Genomic DNA, 19,203 nt, shown 5'->3' with positions numbered 1-19,203 from the left:
CGGTCGCATCAATCCCCGGGCAAAGTCCATGTGATCGCCTGCGTCCGGTCCTGAGCCATCGCATAGCCATTGTTGTCGCGCGCCGGTTCGAAGCGAAAGCGTTCGGCCACGGCCTTGCAGGCGGCCTCGTCGAGCGAATTGTGGCCGCTTGACCCGGCCACGTGGACGTTGCCGACCGTGCCGGTTTCATCGACGGTGAAGCCCACCACGGTCTTGCCCTGAGCGCCGTCGCGAATGGCGTCGGCGGGGTAGTCCTCCATCGACAGCCCGCCGTCGATCATCCGAGCCGGCGCGGCGAGGACAGGAGCCTCGTTCCAGCTATCGACCTCGGGCTCCGTCTGCATCCGGGAAAACCCGCGGATCATCTGGATGAATCCGAACAGGATCGCCCCCCAGGCGACCACATAAGAGCCGCCGTCCTCTGCCGCGCTGAAGGTCACGATCGTGATGGCCAGCCCGCCGAAAAAGAACAGCGCGCCGACGATGGCTTCGGATTTTCCGTTCATGCCCCAAGTCCCCCAACCGGAAGACGCGACGATCACTGATCAACGGCCTGCTGACAAGCATTGTTTGCCCGAGGGTTGCGGCTCACGCCCAATTGATCCCCACCCACTTCCACACGCCCGCCGGGACATAGCCGAGTGGTGCGTGCAGCCAGGTCACGCCAAGCCACAGTGCCACACCTGCCAGCCACAACCATCCCGGCGCGGCCAGCTGCGATAGGCGCGGCCAGTAGCTGGTCTTTGCCTCCCACGCCTGCCATTCGGCACCGAGCAGGGCTTCCTTCTTGCGGTCCTGAAGATGCGCGCCGAGCAGCGCGAGGGTTCCGATCGCGCCGGTCAGGATCAGGGTGCGCGGGGTCGGCGCGACTAGGGCGTGGGCGATGGCCCACAGCGCGAAGCCCCACATCATCGGGTGGCGGGTCACGCGGAACACGCCGTGCGGCGTCTTGCCGGAAAGGCCGGCAGTCTTCTGCTGCGGCAAGGCCGGGTTACCGATCAGCGAGCCGATGAACAGCGTAAGCGCCACGATCGTCAACACGCTGGCAATCGCCCACGGCAGGTCCTCGAATCCGTCCCACAGCCTCGGTTCGTAGGGCGCGGAGAGGAACGCCCAGACCATCCATCCGAACGTGGCGAAGGCGACGAGCGAGTACAGCCCGAGGAATCCCTGCTCGCCCAGCTTGCGGACCAGCGGCGCGCGCAACGGGTGGGAGAGGACGAAATGGCTGCCGAGAAACGCGACCGAAGCCGCGAAGAGCGAAGTCAGCGCCTGTTCCATCCTGTCCCTTTCCTGAAATGTTTACGCCCTTGCAGTCACCGTAATGTCCGCATCGGACCCCGGTTCGGCGCCGCGATCTTCCAGCGTGTCGAGGTGCATCCACCGCTTCACGAACGGTGAAACCGCGAGGACCACGACCGCGATGCCGATGGTAACCCAGCCGATGGTCGAGTAGATCGACAGGGTGAGCTCCTTGCTCATTTCCCCGCCCTCGCCTCCGGTGGCCTCGCCGATCTTGCCCGCGACGAAGTTGCCTACCGCGGTCATGTAGAACCACGCGCCCATGATGAAGCTGCCGAGGTGGAGCGGGGCGAGCCGGGTCATCGCCGAAAGTCCGACGGGCGAAAGGCAGAGCTCGCCGGTGGTGTGGAGCAGATAGATCAGGAACACGAACAGTACCGGGGTCATCGTGCCGATGCCGACCGCGTTCGCGCCCCACACGAATACGAGGAATCCAAGACCGACCTGGACCAGCGCGAGGCCGAACTTGGCGGGCGCGCTCGGTTCCAGGCCCTTCTTGCCCAGCACCTGCCAGAGACCGGCGAACAGCGGGCCGAACAGCACGATATAGATCGGGTTGATCGACTGGAACAGGCTGGTCGGCACCCCGCCGCGATCGACGAACTTGTCGGTATAGAGCGAGAGCGAACCGCCCGCCTGCTCGAACAGGCCCCAGAAGATTGGGTTCAGCGCGATCAGGAACAGGATCGCGAACATGCGGTCGCGCGGCTCGCAGGCGATTGCCGCCTTCTCCATAGCGCACAGAACGAGCACCGCGATCGTGGCTGCAAGGATGACCAGCAGAGCGAGCGAAACCGTATAGCCGAACAGCGGGACCCCAATCTTGCTGATCGCCCAACCGCTGGACATCGCGAGCATTGCGTAAATCAGCAAGATCATCAGACTTGCAACAGTGATGACCCGTCCACGCGGTGCGCTCCCCAGCGATCCATAGGGAAGCTGAAAGAGCGCGACGAAAAGCACGTAACCAAGCATTGCCACGCCCGAGACAATCAACAGATTCTGGACGGCATTCCCCGGACTGAAAAGTGACGCCTTGTCGGCTGGATCGGATGTGCCTGTCAGCGCAACCAGAACCCAAATGACCGCAACTGCAGCTAAACCAGTGGCGTAAAGCGCGAACTCGTTCTTCTTGGGCAGAGGCTTTGGCGGTTCGCCTTGGCCTTTCAGGGCAGGTTTGCCGATCACAAAGATGATCAGGCCGAGCACCATGCCGATTCCGGCCAGGCCGAAGCCCCATGACCACCCGACTGTCTCACCGAGGTAGCCGACGAGGATCGTGCCCAGAGCTGCGCCCGTGTTCACGCCCATGTAGAAGATCGTGTAGGCGGCATCCCGGCGGGTGTCGCGCATCCGGTAGAGCTGGCCGACGATGACCGAGATGTTGGCCTTGAGGAAGCCCGAGCCGACGATGATCAGCGCCAGCGCCAGCCAGAACACGTTGATCGCCGGATCGGCCTGCTTGGCCAGCGGATCGGTGACGCCCTGCAGGCCTTCGTAAGCCATGAACAGGTGGCCGAAGGCCAGGACGACGCCGCCGAACAGCACGGCCTTGCGCTGGCCAAGCCAGCGATCGGCGAGGTAGCCGCCGAGGACTGGCGTGATGTACACGAGGCTGGTGTAGGTGCCATAAATGAAAGTGCCCTTGCCGTCGGTGAACAGCCAGAACTTCACCAGGTACAGGATCAGCAGCGCGCGCATCCCGTAATAGGAGAAGCGCTCCCACATCTCGGCATAGAACAGCACGAACAGGCCGCGCGGATGGCCCACGAATTCCTCGCTCTTGCGGCTGGCGATGACCGCACCGATCGTGAGCACAATGAACAAGGCGACTGCGGCGATCGCCGCGATCCAGTCACCTTCGCTCCACAGGGCCATGTCCTTCATTCGCGCATCCCGTATCGTTTTCGCCTCTGCCCGCTTGTGCTGCGGGCATTTGCCGGCACCCTAGCGGGCAAATCGGCGCAGCAAAGCCTTTTGTTGCAAGTGAAAGCAGTTCCGGCGAACGCGGCCGGGCATCCAACAGGCTTGGCTGCATCGCTGTATTATGGCACTATGGCACCCATGTCCCGGACCGATCGCCCCGTCTATCTGCGCCTGCGCGACCTCATCGCGGCGGGGATCATCGAGGGGACTTATCCGGAGGGCGCGATGCTCCCTTCGGTCCGCGCCTTTGCGGCCGAGCAGGGGGCCAACCCGCTGACAGTCGCAAAGGCTTACCAGCAGTTCCAGGACGAAGGGCTCGTCGTGGTCCAGCGCGGAGTCGGATTGATGGTCGCGCCCGGTGCCGCGGAAGCCTTGCGAGCGCGCGAGGCAGAGCGCTTCATGGCCGCCGAATGGCCGGAGATTCTGGATCGGATACAGCTCCTCCGGATCGATCCGGCGATGCTGATCGAACGAATCACCGCCTGACCGGCGCGGCGTGCCGCTTCGGACCATTTGTCTCTAACATTTGTTAGTGGAAACGATTGTTTTCACGGGGCCTCTCTGGCAGGATGCGGAATCGCCGGGCCGGGGGGTCGGACGGCATGGAATGGGGCGGGTCGCAGTCGCTCCGCCTGCCCGGGGGGGCAGGCAGCAGAGGGGACGGAGAATGATAAGGTCTGAGCTGTTGCAAGCGCTCGCCAAGGAAAGCCCTGGCATGCGCAGCGAGGAAATCGAGAAGGTCGTCGACGTTTTCTTCGACGAGATTGCCAAGCGCCTGGCCGAAGGCGGGCGCGTGGAGCTCCGCGGCTTTGGCGCGTTCTCCACCCGCGAGCGTGATGCCCGCAAGGGGCGCAACCCGCGCACCGGAGATTCGGTCGACGTCCCCGGCAAGCGCGTGCCGTATTTCAAGCCCGGCAAGGAAATGCGCCAGCGCCTGAACGCCGAGTAGTTTCTCCGACAATCCGGCTTGCCGCCGTGGGCGATTGCCTGGCGCGCTCTCCTGTGCCATCCGCGGCACGGCCCGTGCGGACGTGGCGGAATGGTAGACGCAGGGGACTTAAAATCCCTTGAGCTTTGCTCGTGCGGGTTCGAGTCCCGCCGTCCGTACCAGCGGGTAGCAATGCCTCCTTGCCCTTGCCCGCCAGTTCTATAACCAGCATCCCGACCGCCGCGCTGTGCGGCCAACGGGAGCAGGAAGATGAGCGCTGAATCGGTCGGAGCCGGAACCATCGAGGTCGTGGACGGGGTGGGCGTGCTCACCGTTGACTATCCGCCGGTCAACGCGCTCAGCATCCACACCCGCAAGGCGCTCGACGCAGGCTTCCGCCGATTCGCTGCCGACGATACGGTCGAGGCCATCGTCCTGATCTGCGCCGGGCGCACCTTCATCGCCGGGGCCGACATCTCCGAGCTCGGAAAGCCCCCGCAGGAGCCGGGGCTGCAGGCCGTGTTCGACATCATTGAGGGCGGAGACAAGCCGGTCGTTGCGGCGATCCACGGCACGGCGCTGGGCGGCGGGTACGAACTGGCGCTGACCTGCCACTGCCGCATCGCGGTGCCCTCGGCCAAGGTCGGCCTGCCCGAAGTCGCGCTCGGCCTGCTGCCCGGCGCAGGCGGGACCCAGCGCCTGCCGCGCATCGTCGGGATCGAGGCCGCGCTCGAGATCATTGGTGGCGGCGCGCCGATCCCCGCGAAAGAGGCACTGGAGCTTGGCATGATCGACAAGCTCGCGGGCGAGGAAAGCCTGCGCGAGGATGCGATTGCCTTTGCGCGCAGCCTTGTCGGCCAGCCGCTCGCCCGGGTCCGCGACCGGCAGGAGAAGGTCGAGCCATACCGCGGCAAGCGCGACGCCTATGATGCCTATCTCAAGAAGAACGCCCGCGCCTTCCGCGGATTCAAGGCGCCGTTCAACATCGTCAAGGCGATCGAGGCCTCAGCTGAACTGCCGTTCGACGAGGGCATGATCCGCGAGCGCGAGCTGTTCATGGAGCTGATGGCGAGCACGGAAAGCGCCGCCCAGCGCTATTACTTCTTCGCCGAGCGCGAAGCGGCGAAGGTCAAGGACCTGCCTGCCGACACCCCGCTGCTGCCGGTCAGGTCGGTCGGTGTGATCGGCGCGGGCACGATGGGCGGCGGAATCACCATGAACTTCCTCAACGCCGGGATTCCGGTGACGCTCGTCGAGATGAGCCAGGCCGCGCTTGACCGCGGTATCGCCGTGATCCGCAAGAACTACGAGAACTCCGCCGCCAAGGGCCGGATGACCGCCGAACAGGTCGAGCAGCGGATGGGCCTGATCACCCCTGCGCTGGACATCGCCGCGCTCGGCCAGGTCGACCTTGTGATCGAGGCCGTGTTCGAGGAGATGGGGGTCAAGAAGGAGATCTTCAGCAAACTGGACGCCGTGGCCAAGCCCGGCGCGATGCTCGCCTCCAACACCAGCTACCTCGACATCGACGAGATCGCCTCGGCCACCAGCCGGCCCGAATCGGTGCTCGGGCTGCACTTCTTCTCGCCCGCCAACGTCATGCGCCTGCTCGAGATCGTGCGGGGCGCGAAGACCTCGAACAGCGTGCTGGCGACAGCACTCAAGCTCTCCAAGACCATTGCCAAGGTGCCGGTGGTCAGCCGCGTCGGCCATGGCTTCATCGCCAACCGGGTGATGAGCCCGCGCAGCCAGCAGGCGATGCAGCTCGTCCTCGAAGGGCCGAGCCCGCAGGACATCGACAAGGCGATCTACGATTACGGTTTCGCGATGGGGCCGTTCGCGATGGGCGACCTTGTCGGCCTCGATGTGATCGGACGGGGCAGCAATGAGCGTACACTGCGCGGCGATCTCGTCGATCTCGGTCGGCTGGGGCAGAAGTCCGGCGCAGGCTTCTATGACTACGACGAGAGGCGCAACGCCTCGCCCAGCCCGGTCGCGGCCAAGGTCATTGCCGATTTCGCCGCTCACAAGGGCGTCGAAGACAAGGGCCCGTCGTCCGCGGAAGCGATCGTGGCGCGGCTGCTCTACCCGGTCGTGAACGAAGGCGCGAAGGTTCTTGCCGAGGGCGTCGCCCAGCGCGCGAGCGATATCGATGTCGCCTGCATTCTCGGGTACAACTGGCCGGTCTATACTGGCGGACCGATGTTCTGGGCTGACAGCGTGGGCCTCGCCAAGGTGGTCGAAGGGCTGAAGGACATGGGCATCGAGCCCGCACCCCTGCTCGCCGAGAAGGCGGCGGCGGGCAGCAGCTTCACCCGCGCCTGATCAACGGAATCTTGACGGTTTCCCGCTAGCCCTCGCTGCCGGCCCGCGCGTTCTGCGGGCGGAGCGGGGGCATGCGGCCGGGTGGAAGCAAGATCTAACCAGTTGCGGATCGAACGCGCGGCGGAGCGCCAGCCGTTCCTCGCGCAGGTCCAGTACCGCCGCGGGCGATTCCGCGCGCGGGTCGAGGTCGTCGACGTATCCGTGCTCGGCGCCAAGGTCCGTGCGCTCGATGCGCTGCGCACCGGCGACCCGATCTGGCTGACCTTTCCCGGGCTCGAGCCTCTCGAGGCGATCGTCGCCTGGGCCGACAAGTTCCTGTGCGGCTGCCGCTTTGTCCGGCCGATGCACCCGGCTGTGTTCGATTCGATGCTGGCCCGGCGCCAGTCCGAGCTGGGCTGGTGAATCGGCGGGCTATCGTTCGATTTGCGCCGTCGCCGGTAACCTCCCGGAAACCACTGTGCCGTAACGTCGTGTCCGAAGCGGGCGGGTTTCCATCCGCAGGGGCACTTTCGGTTCGGGGGACCGGCTTTGGGTGAACTGCATCGTTCCGAGAGTTGGGAAAGCCTGGGTCCGGCCGGCCCGGAGGGCCGTCACGCTCCGCGTTTCACCCTGTTGCTCAGGACCGCAAAGCTGATCGCCGACGGGCGCGAGTTTCTGTGCATCCTCCGCGACGCCTCGGCCACCGGGGTCAAGGTTCGCATCTTTCACGAGATTCCGGAACACAAGGCCCTGCTGCTCGAATTGGGCAGCGGAGAGCGCTATCCGGTCGAGCTGGTGTGGAGCGGGGACGATCACGCCGGCTGCCGATTCCTCCGAGACGTCGACGTCCACAAGCTGATCGACGATTCGAACGGGACCTACCCCAAACGCCAGCTGCGCCTGCGCATTACCCTGCCGGCCATGCTCCATTCGGGCGGAACGGCGACGCCGGTCACCTTTCGCGACATCTCCCAGCAGGGTTGCTCGATCGAGAGCGACAAGTGGCTGATGATGAACGAGCTGGTGCGGATCGACACCCAGGTCCTGCCGCCGATCTACGCCAAGGTGCGTTGGCGCAGCGCACCGCGCTATGGCCTGATCTTCGAGCATCCGTTCCGTCTCGACGACCTCGCCCGCGTTTCCGCGCCGATCCAGTTTGCCGAGGCGGTCGAGCAGGCCAGTGCCCTGGGATCGCGCAAGCCCGTTTGAGCCCAACCGGCTCGTTGTGAGGAAGCCCGGCCCGCGCCTGCGGTGCCGGGCTTTTTCGTGAGGCCGCAGTCCGGCGTTAACCTTCCCTTAGCCAATTTCCTTCACTCCCTGATCACGAGATCGGAAGCGATCGACAGGGGGTATGTCCATGACCGCAGGTTCTGTTCGTGACGTTGACGTGGCCATCATCGGGGCCGGGCCGGCGGGGCTCACCGCCGGGTACCTGCTGACCAAGGCCGGGCTTTCGGTCGCGATCATCGAGAAGGACAGCACCTACGTCGGCGGGATCAGCCGCACGGTGGAGCACGAGGGCTACCGCTTCGACATCGGCGGGCACCGGTTCTTTTCCAAGAGCCAGCAGGTCGTCGACCTGTGGAACGAGATCCTGCCCGATGACTTCATCCAGCGTCCGCGGATGAGCCGCATCTATTACGAGGGCAAGTTCTACTCATACCCGCTGCGCGCGTTCGAGGCGCTGTGGAACCTCGGCATCGTCCGCTCGGCGCTGTGCATGGCAAGCTTTGCCAAGGCCAAGCTGATGCCGCGCAAGACCGTGAAAAGCTTCGAGGACTGGACCACGAACCAGTTCGGGGTGAAGCTCTATTCGATCTTCTTCAAGACCTATACCGAGAAGGTCTGGGGCATGCCCTGCGACGAGATGAGCGCCGACTGGGCGGCCCAGCGGATCAAGGGTCTGTCGCTGTGGGGTGCCGTCGTCGATGGCCTCAAGCGCAGCCTCGGCCTGAACAAGGCGCCGAACGACGGGCAGGCGGTGAAGACCTTGCTCGAAACCTTCCGCTATCCGCGCCTCGGCCCCGGCATGATGTGGGACGCCGCGCGGGACAAGATCCTCGCCACCGGCAAGGGCGAGGTCCTGATGGGCCATGCCATGAAGCAGCTTGCCGCCGACGGCCAGGGCGGCTGGCGGCTTTCGGCCACCGGGCCGCAAGGCGAGACCGTGATCCGCGCCCGCCATGCGATCAGCTCTGCCCCGATGCGCGAACTTGCCGCGCGCATGCACCCGCTGCCGGCGACGACGCTGGAAGCGAGCAAGCTCAAGTACCGCGACTTCCTCACCGTCGCGCTGAAGATCCGGGCCGACGAGGACCTGTTCCCCGACAACTGGATTTACATCCACGACAGCAAGGTGAAGGTCGGCCGCATCCAGAACTTCCGCTCGTGGTCGCCGGAAATGGTGCCCGATACCGGGGTGGCCTGCGTCGGCCTCGAATACTTCTGCTTCGAAGGCGACGACCTCTGGGCCTCGTCCGACGATGACCTTGTGGCCCTCGCCACCCGCGAGATGGCGACACTGGGCCTCGTCTCGGCGGACCAGGTGATCGGCGGGGTCGTGGTGCGGCAGGAGAAGGCCTACCCGGTCTACGACGAGGACTATGCCGCCAACGTCGCCGCGATGCGCGCCGAACTCGAAGCCGCGCACCCGACGCTGCACATGGTCGGCCGCAACGGCATGCACCGCTACAACAACCAGGACCACGCGATGATGACCGCGATGCTGACGGCCGAGAACATCCTCGCCGAAGCCCGCGTCTACGACATCTGGTGCGTCAACGAGGACGCCGAGTACCACGAAGCCGGCGACGAGGGCGAACAGCAGCAACTCGCGGCCCGCGCGGTCAGCGAAGACCAGGCCGCCGCACTCGCCTCCGTTCGCGAAGTGCCAGAGCGGATCAAGCCGGATACGGACCGCAAGGCCGCCTGAGTTCGATGAGACCCGCGCCCCCGCGGAACGCGGGGGCTTCGTGCCGCTGGCAGACCATCTGCGTGACGAGTGCGATACCGATGAACCACGTCCTCCCCCTGATGAACCGCCTGCGCCAAGTGACGCTGCTGCGCTACCTGATCGCCAGCGTCGGCGCGCTCGCGGTCGACATGGGCAGCTTCCTTGCCCTGCTCGCGCTCGAGGTCCCGGCCATCGTCGCCTCGGCGCTGGGCTACAGTCTCGGCATTGCCGCGCACTGGGTCATGTCGAGCCGCAAGGTCTTCGCCGATTCGGTGGCGGAGCGCGGCATGGCGCGGACCCGGCAGAAGGCGCTGTTTGTCGCCTCGGCGCTGGTCGGGCTCGCCGTGACCACCGCGATCGTCGGCACGGGTGAGCGCATCGGCATCGACCCGCGTATTGCCAAGCTCTTCGCCATCGCCGCCAGCTTCACCGTGACCTGGCTACTGCGCGAGCGGGTGATCTTCCGCAAGGACGCTGCATGAGAAGCTCCGATGCGGCGTGGCAGGGGCTGACCCGTCCGCTGCTGCTGCGCGTGATTCTCGTGTGGCTCACCGTCGCGGCCCTGTCGCTGGTGGCGGCGCGGGCGAATGTCGCCGGCTTGCGCTTTGCCGATCCCGACGACACCCTGCGGCTCGTCCAGGTCCGGAACCTGCTGGCCGGGCAGAGCTGGTTCGACGTCCACATGTGGAAGATCGATCCGCCGGCCGGCGTGCTGATGCATTGGTCGCGGCTGGTGGATATACCGCTGGCGCTGGTGATCCTCACCCTCACGCCGATGGTGGGCGCAGGCGCTGCGGAGACCGCCGCCGTGATCGCCGTGCCGCTGCTGACGCTGCTGTGTGGGATGCTTCTGACCGCCCGCCTCGCCCTGCGTCTTGCCGATGAGCGCGCCGCATTGGTTTCGTGCCTGCTGTGGCCGCTGGCCTTCGCGACGATGACCCAGTTCGCGCCCTTGCGGATCGATCACCACGGCTGGCAGATCGTCACCCTGCTTGCAGCGGCCAATGCCCTGTTCGCCCGCGACCGGCGTATCGGCGGCTGGCTGTGCGGCGCGGCGCTCGCGACCGGCATGGCGATCAGCCTGGAGTTGCTGCCTTACGCCGCGCTGTTCGCGGGCGTGCTGGCGCTGCGCTGGCTGCGCGATCCCGAAGCGCGCGGAGGGCTCGTGGCGATGCTGGACAGCCTTGCCGCGACCGGCGCCGCGCTGTTCCTGCTGACCCGCGGCACGGACTTGACCGGCTACTGCGACATTGCCTCGCCTGGTTACCTCGCCGGGTTCGCCGTCGCCGCGATCGGGTTGCGGCTGGTCGCGCTGCGCAATCCGCCGCCGCGAGCGGTGGTGCTGCTTCTGGGCCTCGTCGGCGTGGCGGTGGTGGTGAGCTTCCTCGTCGTGGCCCCGCAATGCACCCGCGGGCCATTCGCCGCGCTCGATCCGCTGGTCCAGCAGGTCTGGTATCGCAACGTCCTCGAAGGCCTACCGGTGTGGCGGCAGCCCGCCGTTGCCGCCGTCCAGATCGCCGCGCCGCCGTTCATCGCACTCGCCGCCTCGCTGTTCCTGTGGCGCAGCCCCGAAACCGCCGACCGCCGCGATGCGTGGTTCGAGTTTGCGCTCCTGCTCGCCGGGTTCGCACTGGTCGCGCTGCTGGTGTCGCGGGCGGGCGCAGCGGCATGCGCGCTGTCGACCATTGCCGTCGCGGCCGCGCTGCGCCCGCTACTCGCCCGGATCGAGGCGCTGGCGAGCATGCGCGCCAAACTCGGCGCGCTGGTTCTCGTGCTGGCGGCGCTGGCCCCCGGAATGGTTGCTTTCGCGGTCGACCGGGCGATCCCCTCGGCTCACGCGGAGCCCGCCAAGGGAGGCATGTCCGACGTTTGCGGCCTGCCCGGCTCGCTCGCCGCGCTGCGCAGCCTGCCGCGCTCTACCTTGTTCACCCCGCTGGACCTCGGCCCGTGGGCGCTGCTCCGCACCGATCACGCGGTCGTCGCGACAAGCCACCACCGCGCCAGTGCCGCCATGCACGACGTGATCGCCGCCTTCCTGGGTACCGGCGACGAGGCCCACGCACTGGTCCGCAAGCATGGCGCGGCCTACGTCGTCGCCTGCGACGACCTCGTCGAGGCCGGGGTCTATCGCGACATGCAGGAGCAGGGCCTGATGGCTCGGCTTCTCGCGGGCAAGCCGCCGGTCTGGCTGCAGCCGGTTCCGCTTCCGCCGGAGGCCGGGACGCTGCGGGTGTGGCAGGTGGTCCGCTAGACCGTCGGCTTTCGCTCCGGACAAACGAAAAGGGGCCCTGCGTTCCCGCAAGGCCCCTCTCTGTTTTGGCTGGGTCCGGTTCAGAGCTTGCCGGTCAGCTCCGGCACCAGCGTGAACAGGTCGCCGACGAGGCCGATGTCCGCGACCTGGAAGATCGGGGCGTCCTCATCCTTGTTGATGGCGATGATGGTTTTCGAATCCTTCATGCCGGCGAGATGCTGGATCGCGCCCGAGATGCCGACTGCGATGTAGACTTCCGGCGCGACGATCTTGCCGGTCTGGCCGACCTGGTAGTCGTTCGGGACATAGCCCGCATCGACCGCGGCGCGGCTTGCCCCGACGCCCGCATTGAGCTTGTCGGCCAGCGGGAAGATGACCTGCTTGAAGGTGTCCGCGTCCTTGAGGGCGCGGCCGCCCGAGACGATGATCTTGGCGCTGGTCAGTTCCGGGCGCTCGCTCTTGGCGATTTCCGAACCCTGGAAGGCCGAGAGGCCCGACTCGTTCGCGCCGCCGACCGCTTCGACCGAAGCAGAGCCGCCGGTCGCCGCCGCCTTGGCGAAGGCAGTGCCGCGCACGGTGATCACCAGCTTGGCGTCGGTGCTTTCGACCGTGGCGATGGCGTTGCCGGCGTAGATCGGCCGGGTGAAGGTCTTCGGACCCTCGACCGAGAGGATGTCCGACACCTGCATCACGTCGAGCAGCGCGGCGACGCGCGGCGCGACGTTCTTGCCGGTGGTGGTGGCAGGCGCAACGAACGCGTCGTAGTTCGCCATCAGCCCGGCAACCAGCGGCGCGACGTTTTCGGCGAGCGCGTTGGCGAGGGCTGCGTCGTCGGCCTTCAGGACCTTCGAGACACCGGTGATCTGCGCGGCGGCGGCAGCGGCGCCATCGCAGCCCGAACCGGCGACGAGCGCGGTGACTTCACCGAGCTGCGAAGCGGCGGTCACCGCGGCGAGGGTGGCGTCCTTGACCGACGCGTTGTCGTGTTCGACCCAGACGAGAACGTTGGCCATCAGGCGACTCCCATTTCCTTGAGCTTGGCGACGAGCGTATCGACGTCGGGCACCTTGATGCCGGCGCTGCGCACCGGCGGTTCCGAAACCTTCAGCGTCTTGAGGCGGGCGGCGGTATCGACGCCGTAGTCGGCCGGTGCCTTGGTGGCGAGCGGCTTGGACTTGGCCTTCATGATGTTCGGCAGCGAGGCGTAGCGCGGCTCGTTGAGGCGCAGGTCTGTGGTGACGACTGCGGGCAGCGCCAGCTTGACGGTTTCGAGACCGCCATCGACCTCACGCTTCACCACGACCGAATCGCCCTCGACGGTGACTTCATTGGCGAAGGTGCCCTGCGGGCGGCCGAGCAGCGCGGCGACCATCTGGCCGACCTGGTTGCTGTCGTCGTCGATCGCCTGCTTGCCGGTGATGATCAGTCCGGGCGCCTCTTCATCGGCGATGCCCTTGACGATCTTGGCTACGGCGAGCGGCTCGACCTCGTCATCGGTCTGGACGAGGATGGCGCGGTCCGCGCCCATTGCCAGCGCCGTGCGCAGCGTTTCCTGGGCCTTCTGCGGGCCGACCGAAACCGCGACGATTTCCGTGACCACGCCCTTTTCCTTGAGGCGGATGGCTTCCTCGACGGCGATTTCGTCGAACGGGTTCATGCTCATCTTGACGTTGGCAAGATCGACGCCGGTGCCGTCGGACTTCACCCGCGGCTTCACGTTATAGTCGATCACGCGCTTGACGCAGACCAAGGCTTTCATCGAGTGGTCCTTCCTCTCGGGGGAATGGCCGGTTTAGCCGTACGATTAAATTCAGCGCGGTCGCCATTGCCGCACTTGCGAAGAAGGTCAAGACCCTACGTTGGGGTATCACAAGGGCGACCCTCTCTGCCTCCGGCATAGCCCGCCGCCCGCCACCCTGCAACGCGCCGCGCGCATGAAAACGGCGGCAGGATCGCTCCCGCCGCCGCAATTCAGCCTGCCGTAGCGTCAGCGCGCTCAGGCGACCTTCTTGACCTCGGCCACGATCTTGCGAGCCGCGTCGCCCAGGTCGTTGGCGGGGACGATCGCGAGGCCGGAGCCTGCGAGGATGGCCTTGCCCTGCTCGACATTGGTGCCTTCGAGGCGGACCACCAGCGGAACCTGCAGGTTCACTTCCTTCGCCGCCGCGACGATGCCGTCGGCGATGATGTCGCACTTCATGATCCCGCCGAAGATGTTGACGAGGATCCCCTTCACCGCCGGGTCGGACAGGATGATCTTGAACGCCGCGGTGACCTTTTCCTTCGAAGCGCCGCCGCCGACGTCGAGGAAGTTGGCCGGGAACATGCCGTTCAGCTTGATGATGTCCATCGTCGCCATGGCGAGGCCCGCGCCGTTGACCATGCAGCCGATATCGCCGTCGAGCTTGATGTAGGCGAGATCGTACTTCGAGGCTTCGATCTCCGCCGGGTCTTCCTCGGTCTCGTCGCGCAGGGCCATCACGTCGGGGTGGCGATAGAGCGCGTTCGAATCGAAGCTCATCTTGGTGTCGAGCACCAGCAGCTTGCCGTCGACGGTCTCGACCAGCGGATTGATCTCGAGCATCGAGCAGTCGAGCGCCATGAACGCTTCATAAAGCTGCCCGGCGAGCTTCTGCGCCTGCTTGTTGAGATCGCCCGAAAGCTTGAGTCCGTACGCGATCGAGCGGCCGTGGTGGGGCTGGAAGCCTTCGGCCGGGTCGATGGTGATCGTGGTGATCTTCTCAGGCGTCGAGTGGGCGACCTCTTCGATGTCCATCCCGCCTTCGGTCGAGGCGATGAACGCGACGCGGCCGGTGGCACGGTCGACGACCATCGACAGGTAGTATTCCTTGGCGATGTCGACGCCGTCGGTCACGTAGAGCCGGTTGACCTGCTTGCCCGCGTCGCCCGTCTGGATGGTGACGAGGGTGTTGCCGAGCATTTCCTTCGCGTTGCTTTCGACCTCGTCGAGGCTCTTGGCGAGGCGGACGCCGCCCTTCGCTTCAGCACTCAGCTCCTTGAACTTGCCCTTGCCGCGCCCGCCGGCGTGGATCTGCGCCTTGACCACGTAGAGCGGCCCGGGGAGCTGCTTCGCACCGGCGACCGCTTCCTCGACAGTCAGCGCGGCGTGGCCCGCCGGGATCGGCACGCCGAATTTTGCCAGCAGTTCTTTGGCCTGATATTCGTGGACGTTCATGCAAGTTCCCCGGGGATGAAGAGAAGCCAATGCCGGGGAGTCGCCCCGATCCGCGCCGCCTAAAGCACAGCGGTCCGGCAATGAAAAGGCCCTAAGTAGCGCGATTAAAGAGGCATGGCCCTTACGGCGCGCTTGCCTTGCCGGCGCTTTCGCGACAGGGCGTTTGGCCAACGATGATAGATCACGGTCGCCTTGAAAGCATTGTCCGCGAAGCCGGGGCGATGGCGCTCGCCAGGTGGCCGGGTCATGGCCATGCCCTGAAGACATGGGAGAAGACCCCGGGCAATCCGGTGTGCGAGGCAGACATCGCCGTGGACACCTTCCTCAAGCGTGAACTGCACGCGCTGCTTCCGTCGGCCGGATGGCTGTCGGAAGAGACGATTGATCATCCCGAACGGCTGGGCAAGGGGCTGTGCTGGCTGGTCGACCCGATCGACGGGACCCGCGATTTCATCCGTGGTCGGCCGGGCTGGGCGGTCTCGGTGGCGCTGGTCAGCTCGGGACGCCCCCTGATCGGCGCGCTGTGTGCACCGGCGCGCGACGAGATGTGGTGGTCCGAAGCGGGCCGCGGAGCGAGGCGCAACGGACATCGCTTGCGTGCCAGCCAGCGGAAAGAACTGGCCGGGGCTCGGGTGCCCGCGGACAGCCTGGCCAAGGTCGATAGCGACCTCGTGACGGTCGACAAGCCAAACTCGATCGCGCTCAGGATCGCGATGGTCGGGGCGGATGAAGCCGACCTGCTCGCCACGCTGCGCTGGGGCTTCGAATGGGACGTCGCTGCCGCCACGCTGATCGCGCGCGAGGCCGGAGCGGAGGTCAGCGACGCGTTCGGCAAGCCGCTGGTCTACAACAAGCGCGACCCGCGCGCGTTCGGCCTGCTGGTTACCGCGCCCGCGATCCACGCCGCCGCGGTCGAGCGGCTGGCGGAGCGGGCGGCGAAGCTGGCTTAGGCCTTAGGCCTGCTCCAGCCGCCAGGCGTCGATCGCCTCGCGTTCGCCCTCGAAGACTTCAGTGTCTATGCTCGCCTGCATGCCCCGTGAGTAGCGTTCGCCAGCCACGGTCTCGCGGTTTACCAGCGCGTCTATCTCCGCGGCAACGGCGGGCGCGACTTCGTAATCCCAGCGGGCGATGTTCTCGGCCAGGTGCGCCTCGTTAGAGGTGCCGGGGATCACCACCACGTGCTCACCGCGGCCAAGCACCCAGGCGTTGGAAAGCTGCGCGGCGGTCACGCCCTCCCGGGCGGCGATCGCCTGGAAGGCAGCGATGGTCTCGCGGTTGCGCTGCCAGTTTGCCCCGGTGAAGCGGGGCATGGACTTGCGGATGTCATGCGGGGGCAGTGCTGCCATTTCCGGCAGGTCGTCGACCAGTATCCCGCGCCCGACCGTCCCGAAGGCGACGAAGGTCGTACCTAGTTCGCGGCATGCCTCGAGGACCGCGATGTCCGGATTGCGGGTCATCACCGAGTACTCGCTTTGCATCGCGGCAATGGGATGGACGGCAGCAGCCTTGCGCAGCGTGTCGGCCGACATCTCGGACAGGCCGATCGCGCCGATCTTGCCTTCCCGCACGCAGTCCGCCAGCGCGCCGACCGAATCCTCGATCGGCGTCTGGAAGTCGCGGCGATGGAGGTAATAGAGATCGATATGGTCGGTCTGCAGCAGCTTCAGCGAAACCTCTAGCTGCTCCTTGACGAATTCGGGCTTGCCGTTGATCGCCCGGCTCTTGCCGTCCAGGAGGATGCCCGTCTTGGAGGCGAGGAAGAAGTCGCTCCGCCGCGCTTTCAGCGCCTTGCCGATGAGCGTCTCGTTCTGGCCGAGGCCATAAAGCCGCGCGGTGTCGAGATTATCGTAACCAAGGTCGAGCGCTAGGTTCAGCAGCCGAATCGCCTCGTCCTCGCTCGGCGGGTTGCCGTAGGCCCAGCTGAGTGACATGCAGCCATAGCCCACCGGGTTGACGGAACGGCCGTTGATGGTGCGGCGGGCGATAGGCATGGGCAAATCTCCTTTGCCCCATGCGTTGCCAGCCGGATGACCCGAAGGTCAACCGGCTGGCGATCGCATTTTCAGTAGATCTTACTGACCTGCGCGAGCCGCGTTCACATCGTCCTGGGTGACCGGGATGATCTTGATTTCGACCCGGCGATTGGCGGAGCGACCTTCCTCGGTCGCGTTCGAGGCGATCGGCTGGCTTTCACCGAAGCCCTGGCTGCGAATGCGCGCTGCCGGCACGCCGCGCGAGATCAGGTAATCGGCAACGGCCTGGGCGCGGCGCTGCGACAGGGTCTGGTTGTATGCGTCCGACCCGGTCGAGTCGGTGTGGCCATAGACGTCGATCAGGCTGTTGGGATACTTGATCAGCGACGCGGCAACATCGTCGAGCGTGGCGCGGAAGCCGGGCTGAACGGTGTAGCTGTCGACCGGAAAAGTCACGCCGTTCGGCAGGTTGAGCAGGATCGACTGGCCATCGCTGGTAACATCGACGCCCGAACCGGCGGTCGATTCCTTGAGTTCCTTGATCTGCTGGTCCATCTGGTAGCCGACCGCGGCCCCGGCGACACCGCCGATGCCGGCGCCGACGATACGGGCGGTCTTGCCACCGATGATCCCGCCGAGCAGGTACCCTGCGAGCGCGCCGCCGACACCGCCGATGGCGGTGCGGGAAACCTTGCGCTCTCCGGTATTAGGATCGGTGACGCAGGCCGAGAGGCTGACGAGCGAAACAGCGGCGAGCGAAGCGACGAGTGTGCGACGAATCTTCATGATACTTTGAGTCCTTCTAAACCCTGTTCCGGCGGCGCCCTGTTTGCGACCCGAGAGCCCTGTGCCGAACTGGTTGTGCTCCCGAATACGCACTCGCTGCATGAACGGTTCCCGAATGCACAATCTGCAACTGTATCCGCTTTGGCGAGTTGAGGGCTGTGGCGCTGAGGTCATTGGTTAATTTTTATGCGCCAGAATCTTGCCAACAGGACGCTTAGACTTGCCCGACAACTGTGCTAGCGCGGCGTTGCTGTGACGCCATCGCCTTTCCCCTGGTCCGACGTCTTCATCATTGCGGCCCTCGTGCTTCTCAACGGGCTGTTCTCGATGTCCGAACTCGCCATCGTCTCTGCCCGTCCCGCCCGGCTCAAGGTCGCGGCCGAGGACGGCAGCCGCGGCGCGCAGGTCGCGCTGGACCTTGCCTCCAATCCCGGCAAATTCCTCTCGACCGTGCAGATCGGCATCACCCTGGTCGGGATCATCGCCGGCGCCTATTCGGGCGCGAGCCTGGGCGGGCCGACCGGCGAGCGTCTGCAGATGCTTGGCGTGCCGGCGGAATATGCCGACAACGCCGGCTTCATCCTGGTCATCGCGATCACCACTTACTTCAGCCTTGTCGTCGGCGAGCTGGTGCCCAAGCAGTTCGCGCTCCGCGCCGCAGAGCCGATCGCCCGCCTCGCCTCGGTGCCGATGCTGATCGTCTCCCGGGTCTGCGCCCCGTTCGTCTGGCTGCTCGACCGTTCGTCCGACCTGCTGCTGCGCCTCACCGGGGTGCGCCATGCCGGCGAGAACGAGGTCACGGCCGAGGAACTCCACATGATCTTCGCCGAAGCCACCCGCTCCGGTGTGATCGAGGAGGAAGAGCGCGCGATCATGACCGGGATCATGCGCCTCGCCGACCGCCCGGTGCGCGAGCTGATGACCCCGCGCACCGAGCTTCACTGGATCGAGCGCCGCGCCCCCGAGGCGGAGCTGCGCACGGCGATCGAGAACAGCCCGCACTCGCTGCTGCTGGTCGCCGAAGGATCGATCGACAACGTCACCGGCGTGGTCAAGGTCCGCGACGTGCTCTCGGTCTGGCTGCGCGGGCGCAAGGTGCAGATGGCGCGGCTGATGAAGAAGCCGGCGATCGTCCCCGACCAGCTGGATGCGATGGACGCGCTGCGGGTGATGCAGCAGGCCGACGTGGCGATGGCGCTGGTCCACGACGAGTACGGCCACCTCGAAGGGATCGTCACGCCCGCCGACCTTCTCTCGGCCATCGCGGGGCAGTTCATCGCGCATCAGGATGAGGGCGACCATCCTCTTGTCGTCGAGCGCGAGGATGGCTCGCTGCTCGTTTCCGGCGCGCTGCCGGCCGACGCGATGGCGCTGCGGCTGGGGATAGATCTGCCGGAAGACCGGGATTTCGCGACGGCGGCCGGCTTTGCCCTGTCGGTGCTCAAGCGCCTGCCGCACGAGGGCGAGACATTCGACGAACAGGGCTGGCGCTTCGAGATCGTCGACATGGACGGCCGCAAGATCGACAAGCTGCTGGTGAGCCGCCGCAAGAAGGCGGCGGAGGAAGCTGGGGCGTAAGTTTCA

18 protein-coding genes and 1 tRNA gene are annotated in these 19,203 nt (G+C 66.1%); 11 read left to right on the top strand and 8 right to left on the bottom strand.

The window, feature by feature from the left end:
* Positions 1-8 precede the first annotated feature (8 nt).
* From AC3WLD_RS01980 to AC3WLD_RS01970, 3 genes are all read right to left on the bottom strand, one after another.
* Positions 9-506, bottom strand: coding sequence for an energy transducer TonB (locus AC3WLD_RS01980; RefSeq protein WP_492555220.1), 498 nt, complete (start codon positions 504-506; stop codon positions 9-11).
* An 82-nt stretch (positions 507-588) separates the two neighbouring features.
* Positions 589-1,281, bottom strand: a complete 693-nt coding sequence (locus tag AC3WLD_RS01975; RefSeq protein ID WP_492555219.1) for an NnrU family protein — start codon at positions 1,279-1,281, stop codon at positions 589-591.
* A 21-nt stretch (positions 1,282-1,302) separates the two neighbouring features.
* On the bottom strand, positions 1,303-3,189 hold the full coding sequence (locus AC3WLD_RS01970; RefSeq protein WP_492555218.1) for a peptide MFS transporter: 1,887 nt from the start codon (positions 3,187-3,189) through the stop codon (positions 1,303-1,305).
* Between the two features lie 177 nt (positions 3,190-3,366).
* Between AC3WLD_RS01970 and AC3WLD_RS01965 the strand changes: the two genes are divergently transcribed.
* The 9 genes from AC3WLD_RS01965 (at position 3,367) to AC3WLD_RS01925 (ending at position 11,664) form a co-directional block, all read left to right on the top strand.
* Positions 3,367-3,714, top strand: a complete 348-nt coding sequence (locus tag AC3WLD_RS01965) for a GntR family transcriptional regulator (protein ID WP_492555217.1) — start codon at positions 3,367-3,369, stop codon at positions 3,712-3,714.
* Positions 3,715-3,895: 181 nt separating this feature from the next.
* The gene (locus tag AC3WLD_RS01960) at positions 3,896-4,177 is read left to right on the top strand and encodes an integration host factor subunit beta (protein ID WP_492555216.1); all 282 of its coding nucleotides are present in this window, start codon (positions 3,896-3,898) and stop codon (positions 4,175-4,177) included.
* A 76-nt stretch (positions 4,178-4,253) separates the two neighbouring features.
* A tRNA-Leu gene (locus tag AC3WLD_RS01955) sits at positions 4,254-4,338 on the top strand.
* Between the two features lie 88 nt (positions 4,339-4,426).
* A complete protein-coding gene (locus AC3WLD_RS01950; RefSeq protein WP_492555215.1) occupies positions 4,427-6,481 on the top strand; it encodes a 3-hydroxyacyl-CoA dehydrogenase NAD-binding domain-containing protein in 2,055 nt (684 codons plus the stop codon).
* A gap of 102 nt (positions 6,482-6,583) precedes the next feature.
* On the top strand, positions 6,584-6,883 hold the full coding sequence (locus AC3WLD_RS01945; RefSeq protein WP_492555214.1) for a PilZ domain-containing protein: 300 nt from the start codon (positions 6,584-6,586) through the stop codon (positions 6,881-6,883).
* Positions 6,884-7,009: 126 nt separating this feature from the next.
* Complete coding sequence (locus AC3WLD_RS01940) at positions 7,010-7,669, top strand: PilZ domain-containing protein (protein ID WP_492555213.1); 660 nt, start codon at positions 7,010-7,012, stop codon at positions 7,667-7,669.
* 142 nt (positions 7,670-7,811) lie between these two features.
* The gene (locus AC3WLD_RS01935; protein ID WP_492555212.1) at positions 7,812-9,392 is read left to right on the top strand and encodes an NAD(P)/FAD-dependent oxidoreductase; all 1,581 of its coding nucleotides are present in this window, start codon (positions 7,812-7,814) and stop codon (positions 9,390-9,392) included.
* Between the two features lie 80 nt (positions 9,393-9,472).
* A complete protein-coding gene (locus AC3WLD_RS01930) occupies positions 9,473-9,895 on the top strand; it encodes a GtrA family protein (protein ID WP_492555211.1) in 423 nt (140 codons plus the stop codon).
* Entirely contained in the window at positions 9,892-11,664 is a 1,773-nt protein-coding gene (locus AC3WLD_RS01925; protein WP_492555210.1) for a hypothetical protein, read from the top strand. The genes AC3WLD_RS01930 and AC3WLD_RS01925 overlap by 4 nt, the downstream gene beginning before the upstream one ends.
* A gap of 80 nt (positions 11,665-11,744) precedes the next feature.
* On the opposite strand, the gene AC3WLD_RS01920 is transcribed toward AC3WLD_RS01925, so the two are convergent.
* The 3 genes from AC3WLD_RS01920 to sucC form a co-directional block, all read right to left on the bottom strand.
* Positions 11,745-12,677 carry an electron transfer flavoprotein subunit alpha/FixB family protein gene (locus AC3WLD_RS01920; protein WP_492555209.1) on the bottom strand — a complete coding sequence of 311 codons (933 nt, stop codon included), beginning with the start codon at positions 12,675-12,677 and terminating at the stop codon, positions 11,745-11,747.
* Positions 12,677-13,423 carry an electron transfer flavoprotein subunit beta/FixA family protein gene (locus AC3WLD_RS01915; protein WP_492555208.1) on the bottom strand — a complete coding sequence of 249 codons (747 nt, stop codon included), beginning with the start codon at positions 13,421-13,423 and terminating at the stop codon, positions 12,677-12,679. The genes AC3WLD_RS01920 and AC3WLD_RS01915 overlap by 1 nt, the downstream gene beginning before the upstream one ends.
* Positions 13,424-13,660: 237 nt before the next feature.
* Complete coding sequence (sucC, locus tag AC3WLD_RS01910) at positions 13,661-14,860, bottom strand: ADP-forming succinate--CoA ligase subunit beta (protein WP_492555207.1); 1,200 nt, start codon at positions 14,858-14,860, stop codon at positions 13,661-13,663.
* 173 nt (positions 14,861-15,033) lie between these two features.
* Here sucC and AC3WLD_RS01905 point away from each other — a divergent pair, with 173 nt between their 5' ends.
* Positions 15,034-15,810 carry a 3'(2'),5'-bisphosphate nucleotidase CysQ gene (locus AC3WLD_RS01905; RefSeq protein WP_492555206.1) on the top strand — a complete coding sequence of 259 codons (777 nt, stop codon included), beginning with the start codon at positions 15,034-15,036 and terminating at the stop codon, positions 15,808-15,810.
* Positions 15,811-15,813: 3 nt separating this feature from the next.
* Here the strand turns inward: AC3WLD_RS01905 and AC3WLD_RS01900 are convergent, their stop codons facing one another.
* Both AC3WLD_RS01900 and AC3WLD_RS01895 read right to left on the bottom strand, forming a co-directional pair.
* Complete coding sequence (locus AC3WLD_RS01900; protein ID WP_492555205.1) at positions 15,814-16,851, bottom strand: aldo/keto reductase; 1,038 nt, start codon at positions 16,849-16,851, stop codon at positions 15,814-15,816.
* Between the two features lie 81 nt (positions 16,852-16,932).
* On the bottom strand, positions 16,933-17,619 hold the full coding sequence (locus AC3WLD_RS01895; protein ID WP_492555204.1) for a YiaD family glycine zipper/OmpA-like lipoprotein: 687 nt from the start codon (positions 17,617-17,619) through the stop codon (positions 16,933-16,935).
* 252 nt (positions 17,620-17,871) lie between these two features.
* Here AC3WLD_RS01895 and AC3WLD_RS01890 point away from each other — a divergent pair, with 252 nt between their 5' ends.
* Positions 17,872-19,197: a hemolysin family protein gene (locus tag AC3WLD_RS01890; protein ID WP_492555203.1), complete on the top strand. Its 1,326-nt coding sequence runs from the start codon at positions 17,872-17,874 to the stop codon at positions 19,195-19,197.
* The last annotated feature ends 6 nt before the right edge of the window (positions 19,198-19,203 follow it).

It is taken from the genome of Novosphingobium sp. FW305-C-111 (genome assembly GCF_058783565.1).
Note: the sequence above shows the minus strand (reverse complement) of the source record. Positions and strands in the feature narration are given on the sequence as shown.

Coding starts and splice junctions, on each gene's coding strand:
- AC3WLD_RS01935 (WP_492555212.1), top strand. CDS start 7,812: ATGTCCATGACCGCAGGTTCTGTTCGTGACGTTGACGTGGCCATCATC.
- AC3WLD_RS01905 (WP_492555206.1), top strand. CDS start 15,034: ATGATAGATCACGGTCGCCTTGAAAGCATTGTCCGCGAAGCCGGGGCG.
- AC3WLD_RS01925 (WP_492555210.1), top strand. CDS start 9,892: ATGAGAAGCTCCGATGCGGCGTGGCAGGGGCTGACCCGTCCGCTGCTG.
- AC3WLD_RS01895 (WP_492555204.1), bottom strand. CDS start 17,619: ATGAAGATTCGTCGCACACTCGTCGCTTCGCTCGCCGCTGTTTCGCTC.
- AC3WLD_RS01965 (WP_492555217.1), top strand. CDS start 3,367: ATGTCCCGGACCGATCGCCCCGTCTATCTGCGCCTGCGCGACCTCATC.
- AC3WLD_RS01930 (WP_492555211.1), top strand. CDS start 9,473: ATGAACCACGTCCTCCCCCTGATGAACCGCCTGCGCCAAGTGACGCTG.
- AC3WLD_RS01960 (WP_492555216.1), top strand. CDS start 3,896: ATGATAAGGTCTGAGCTGTTGCAAGCGCTCGCCAAGGAAAGCCCTGGC.
- AC3WLD_RS01980 (WP_492555220.1), bottom strand. CDS start 506: ATGAACGGAAAATCCGAAGCCATCGTCGGCGCGCTGTTCTTTTTCGGC.
- sucC (WP_492555207.1), bottom strand. CDS start 14,860: ATGAACGTCCACGAATATCAGGCCAAAGAACTGCTGGCAAAATTCGGC.
- AC3WLD_RS01970 (WP_492555218.1), bottom strand. CDS start 3,189: ATGAAGGACATGGCCCTGTGGAGCGAAGGTGACTGGATCGCGGCGATC.
- AC3WLD_RS01915 (WP_492555208.1), bottom strand. CDS start 13,423: ATGAAAGCCTTGGTCTGCGTCAAGCGCGTGATCGACTATAACGTGAAG.
- AC3WLD_RS01900 (WP_492555205.1), bottom strand. CDS start 16,851: ATGCCTATCGCCCGCCGCACCATCAACGGCCGTTCCGTCAACCCGGTG.
- AC3WLD_RS01975 (WP_492555219.1), bottom strand. CDS start 1,281: ATGGAACAGGCGCTGACTTCGCTCTTCGCGGCTTCGGTCGCGTTTCTC.
- AC3WLD_RS01950 (WP_492555215.1), top strand. CDS start 4,427: ATGAGCGCTGAATCGGTCGGAGCCGGAACCATCGAGGTCGTGGACGGG.
- AC3WLD_RS01920 (WP_492555209.1), bottom strand. CDS start 12,677: ATGGCCAACGTTCTCGTCTGGGTCGAACACGACAACGCGTCGGTCAAG.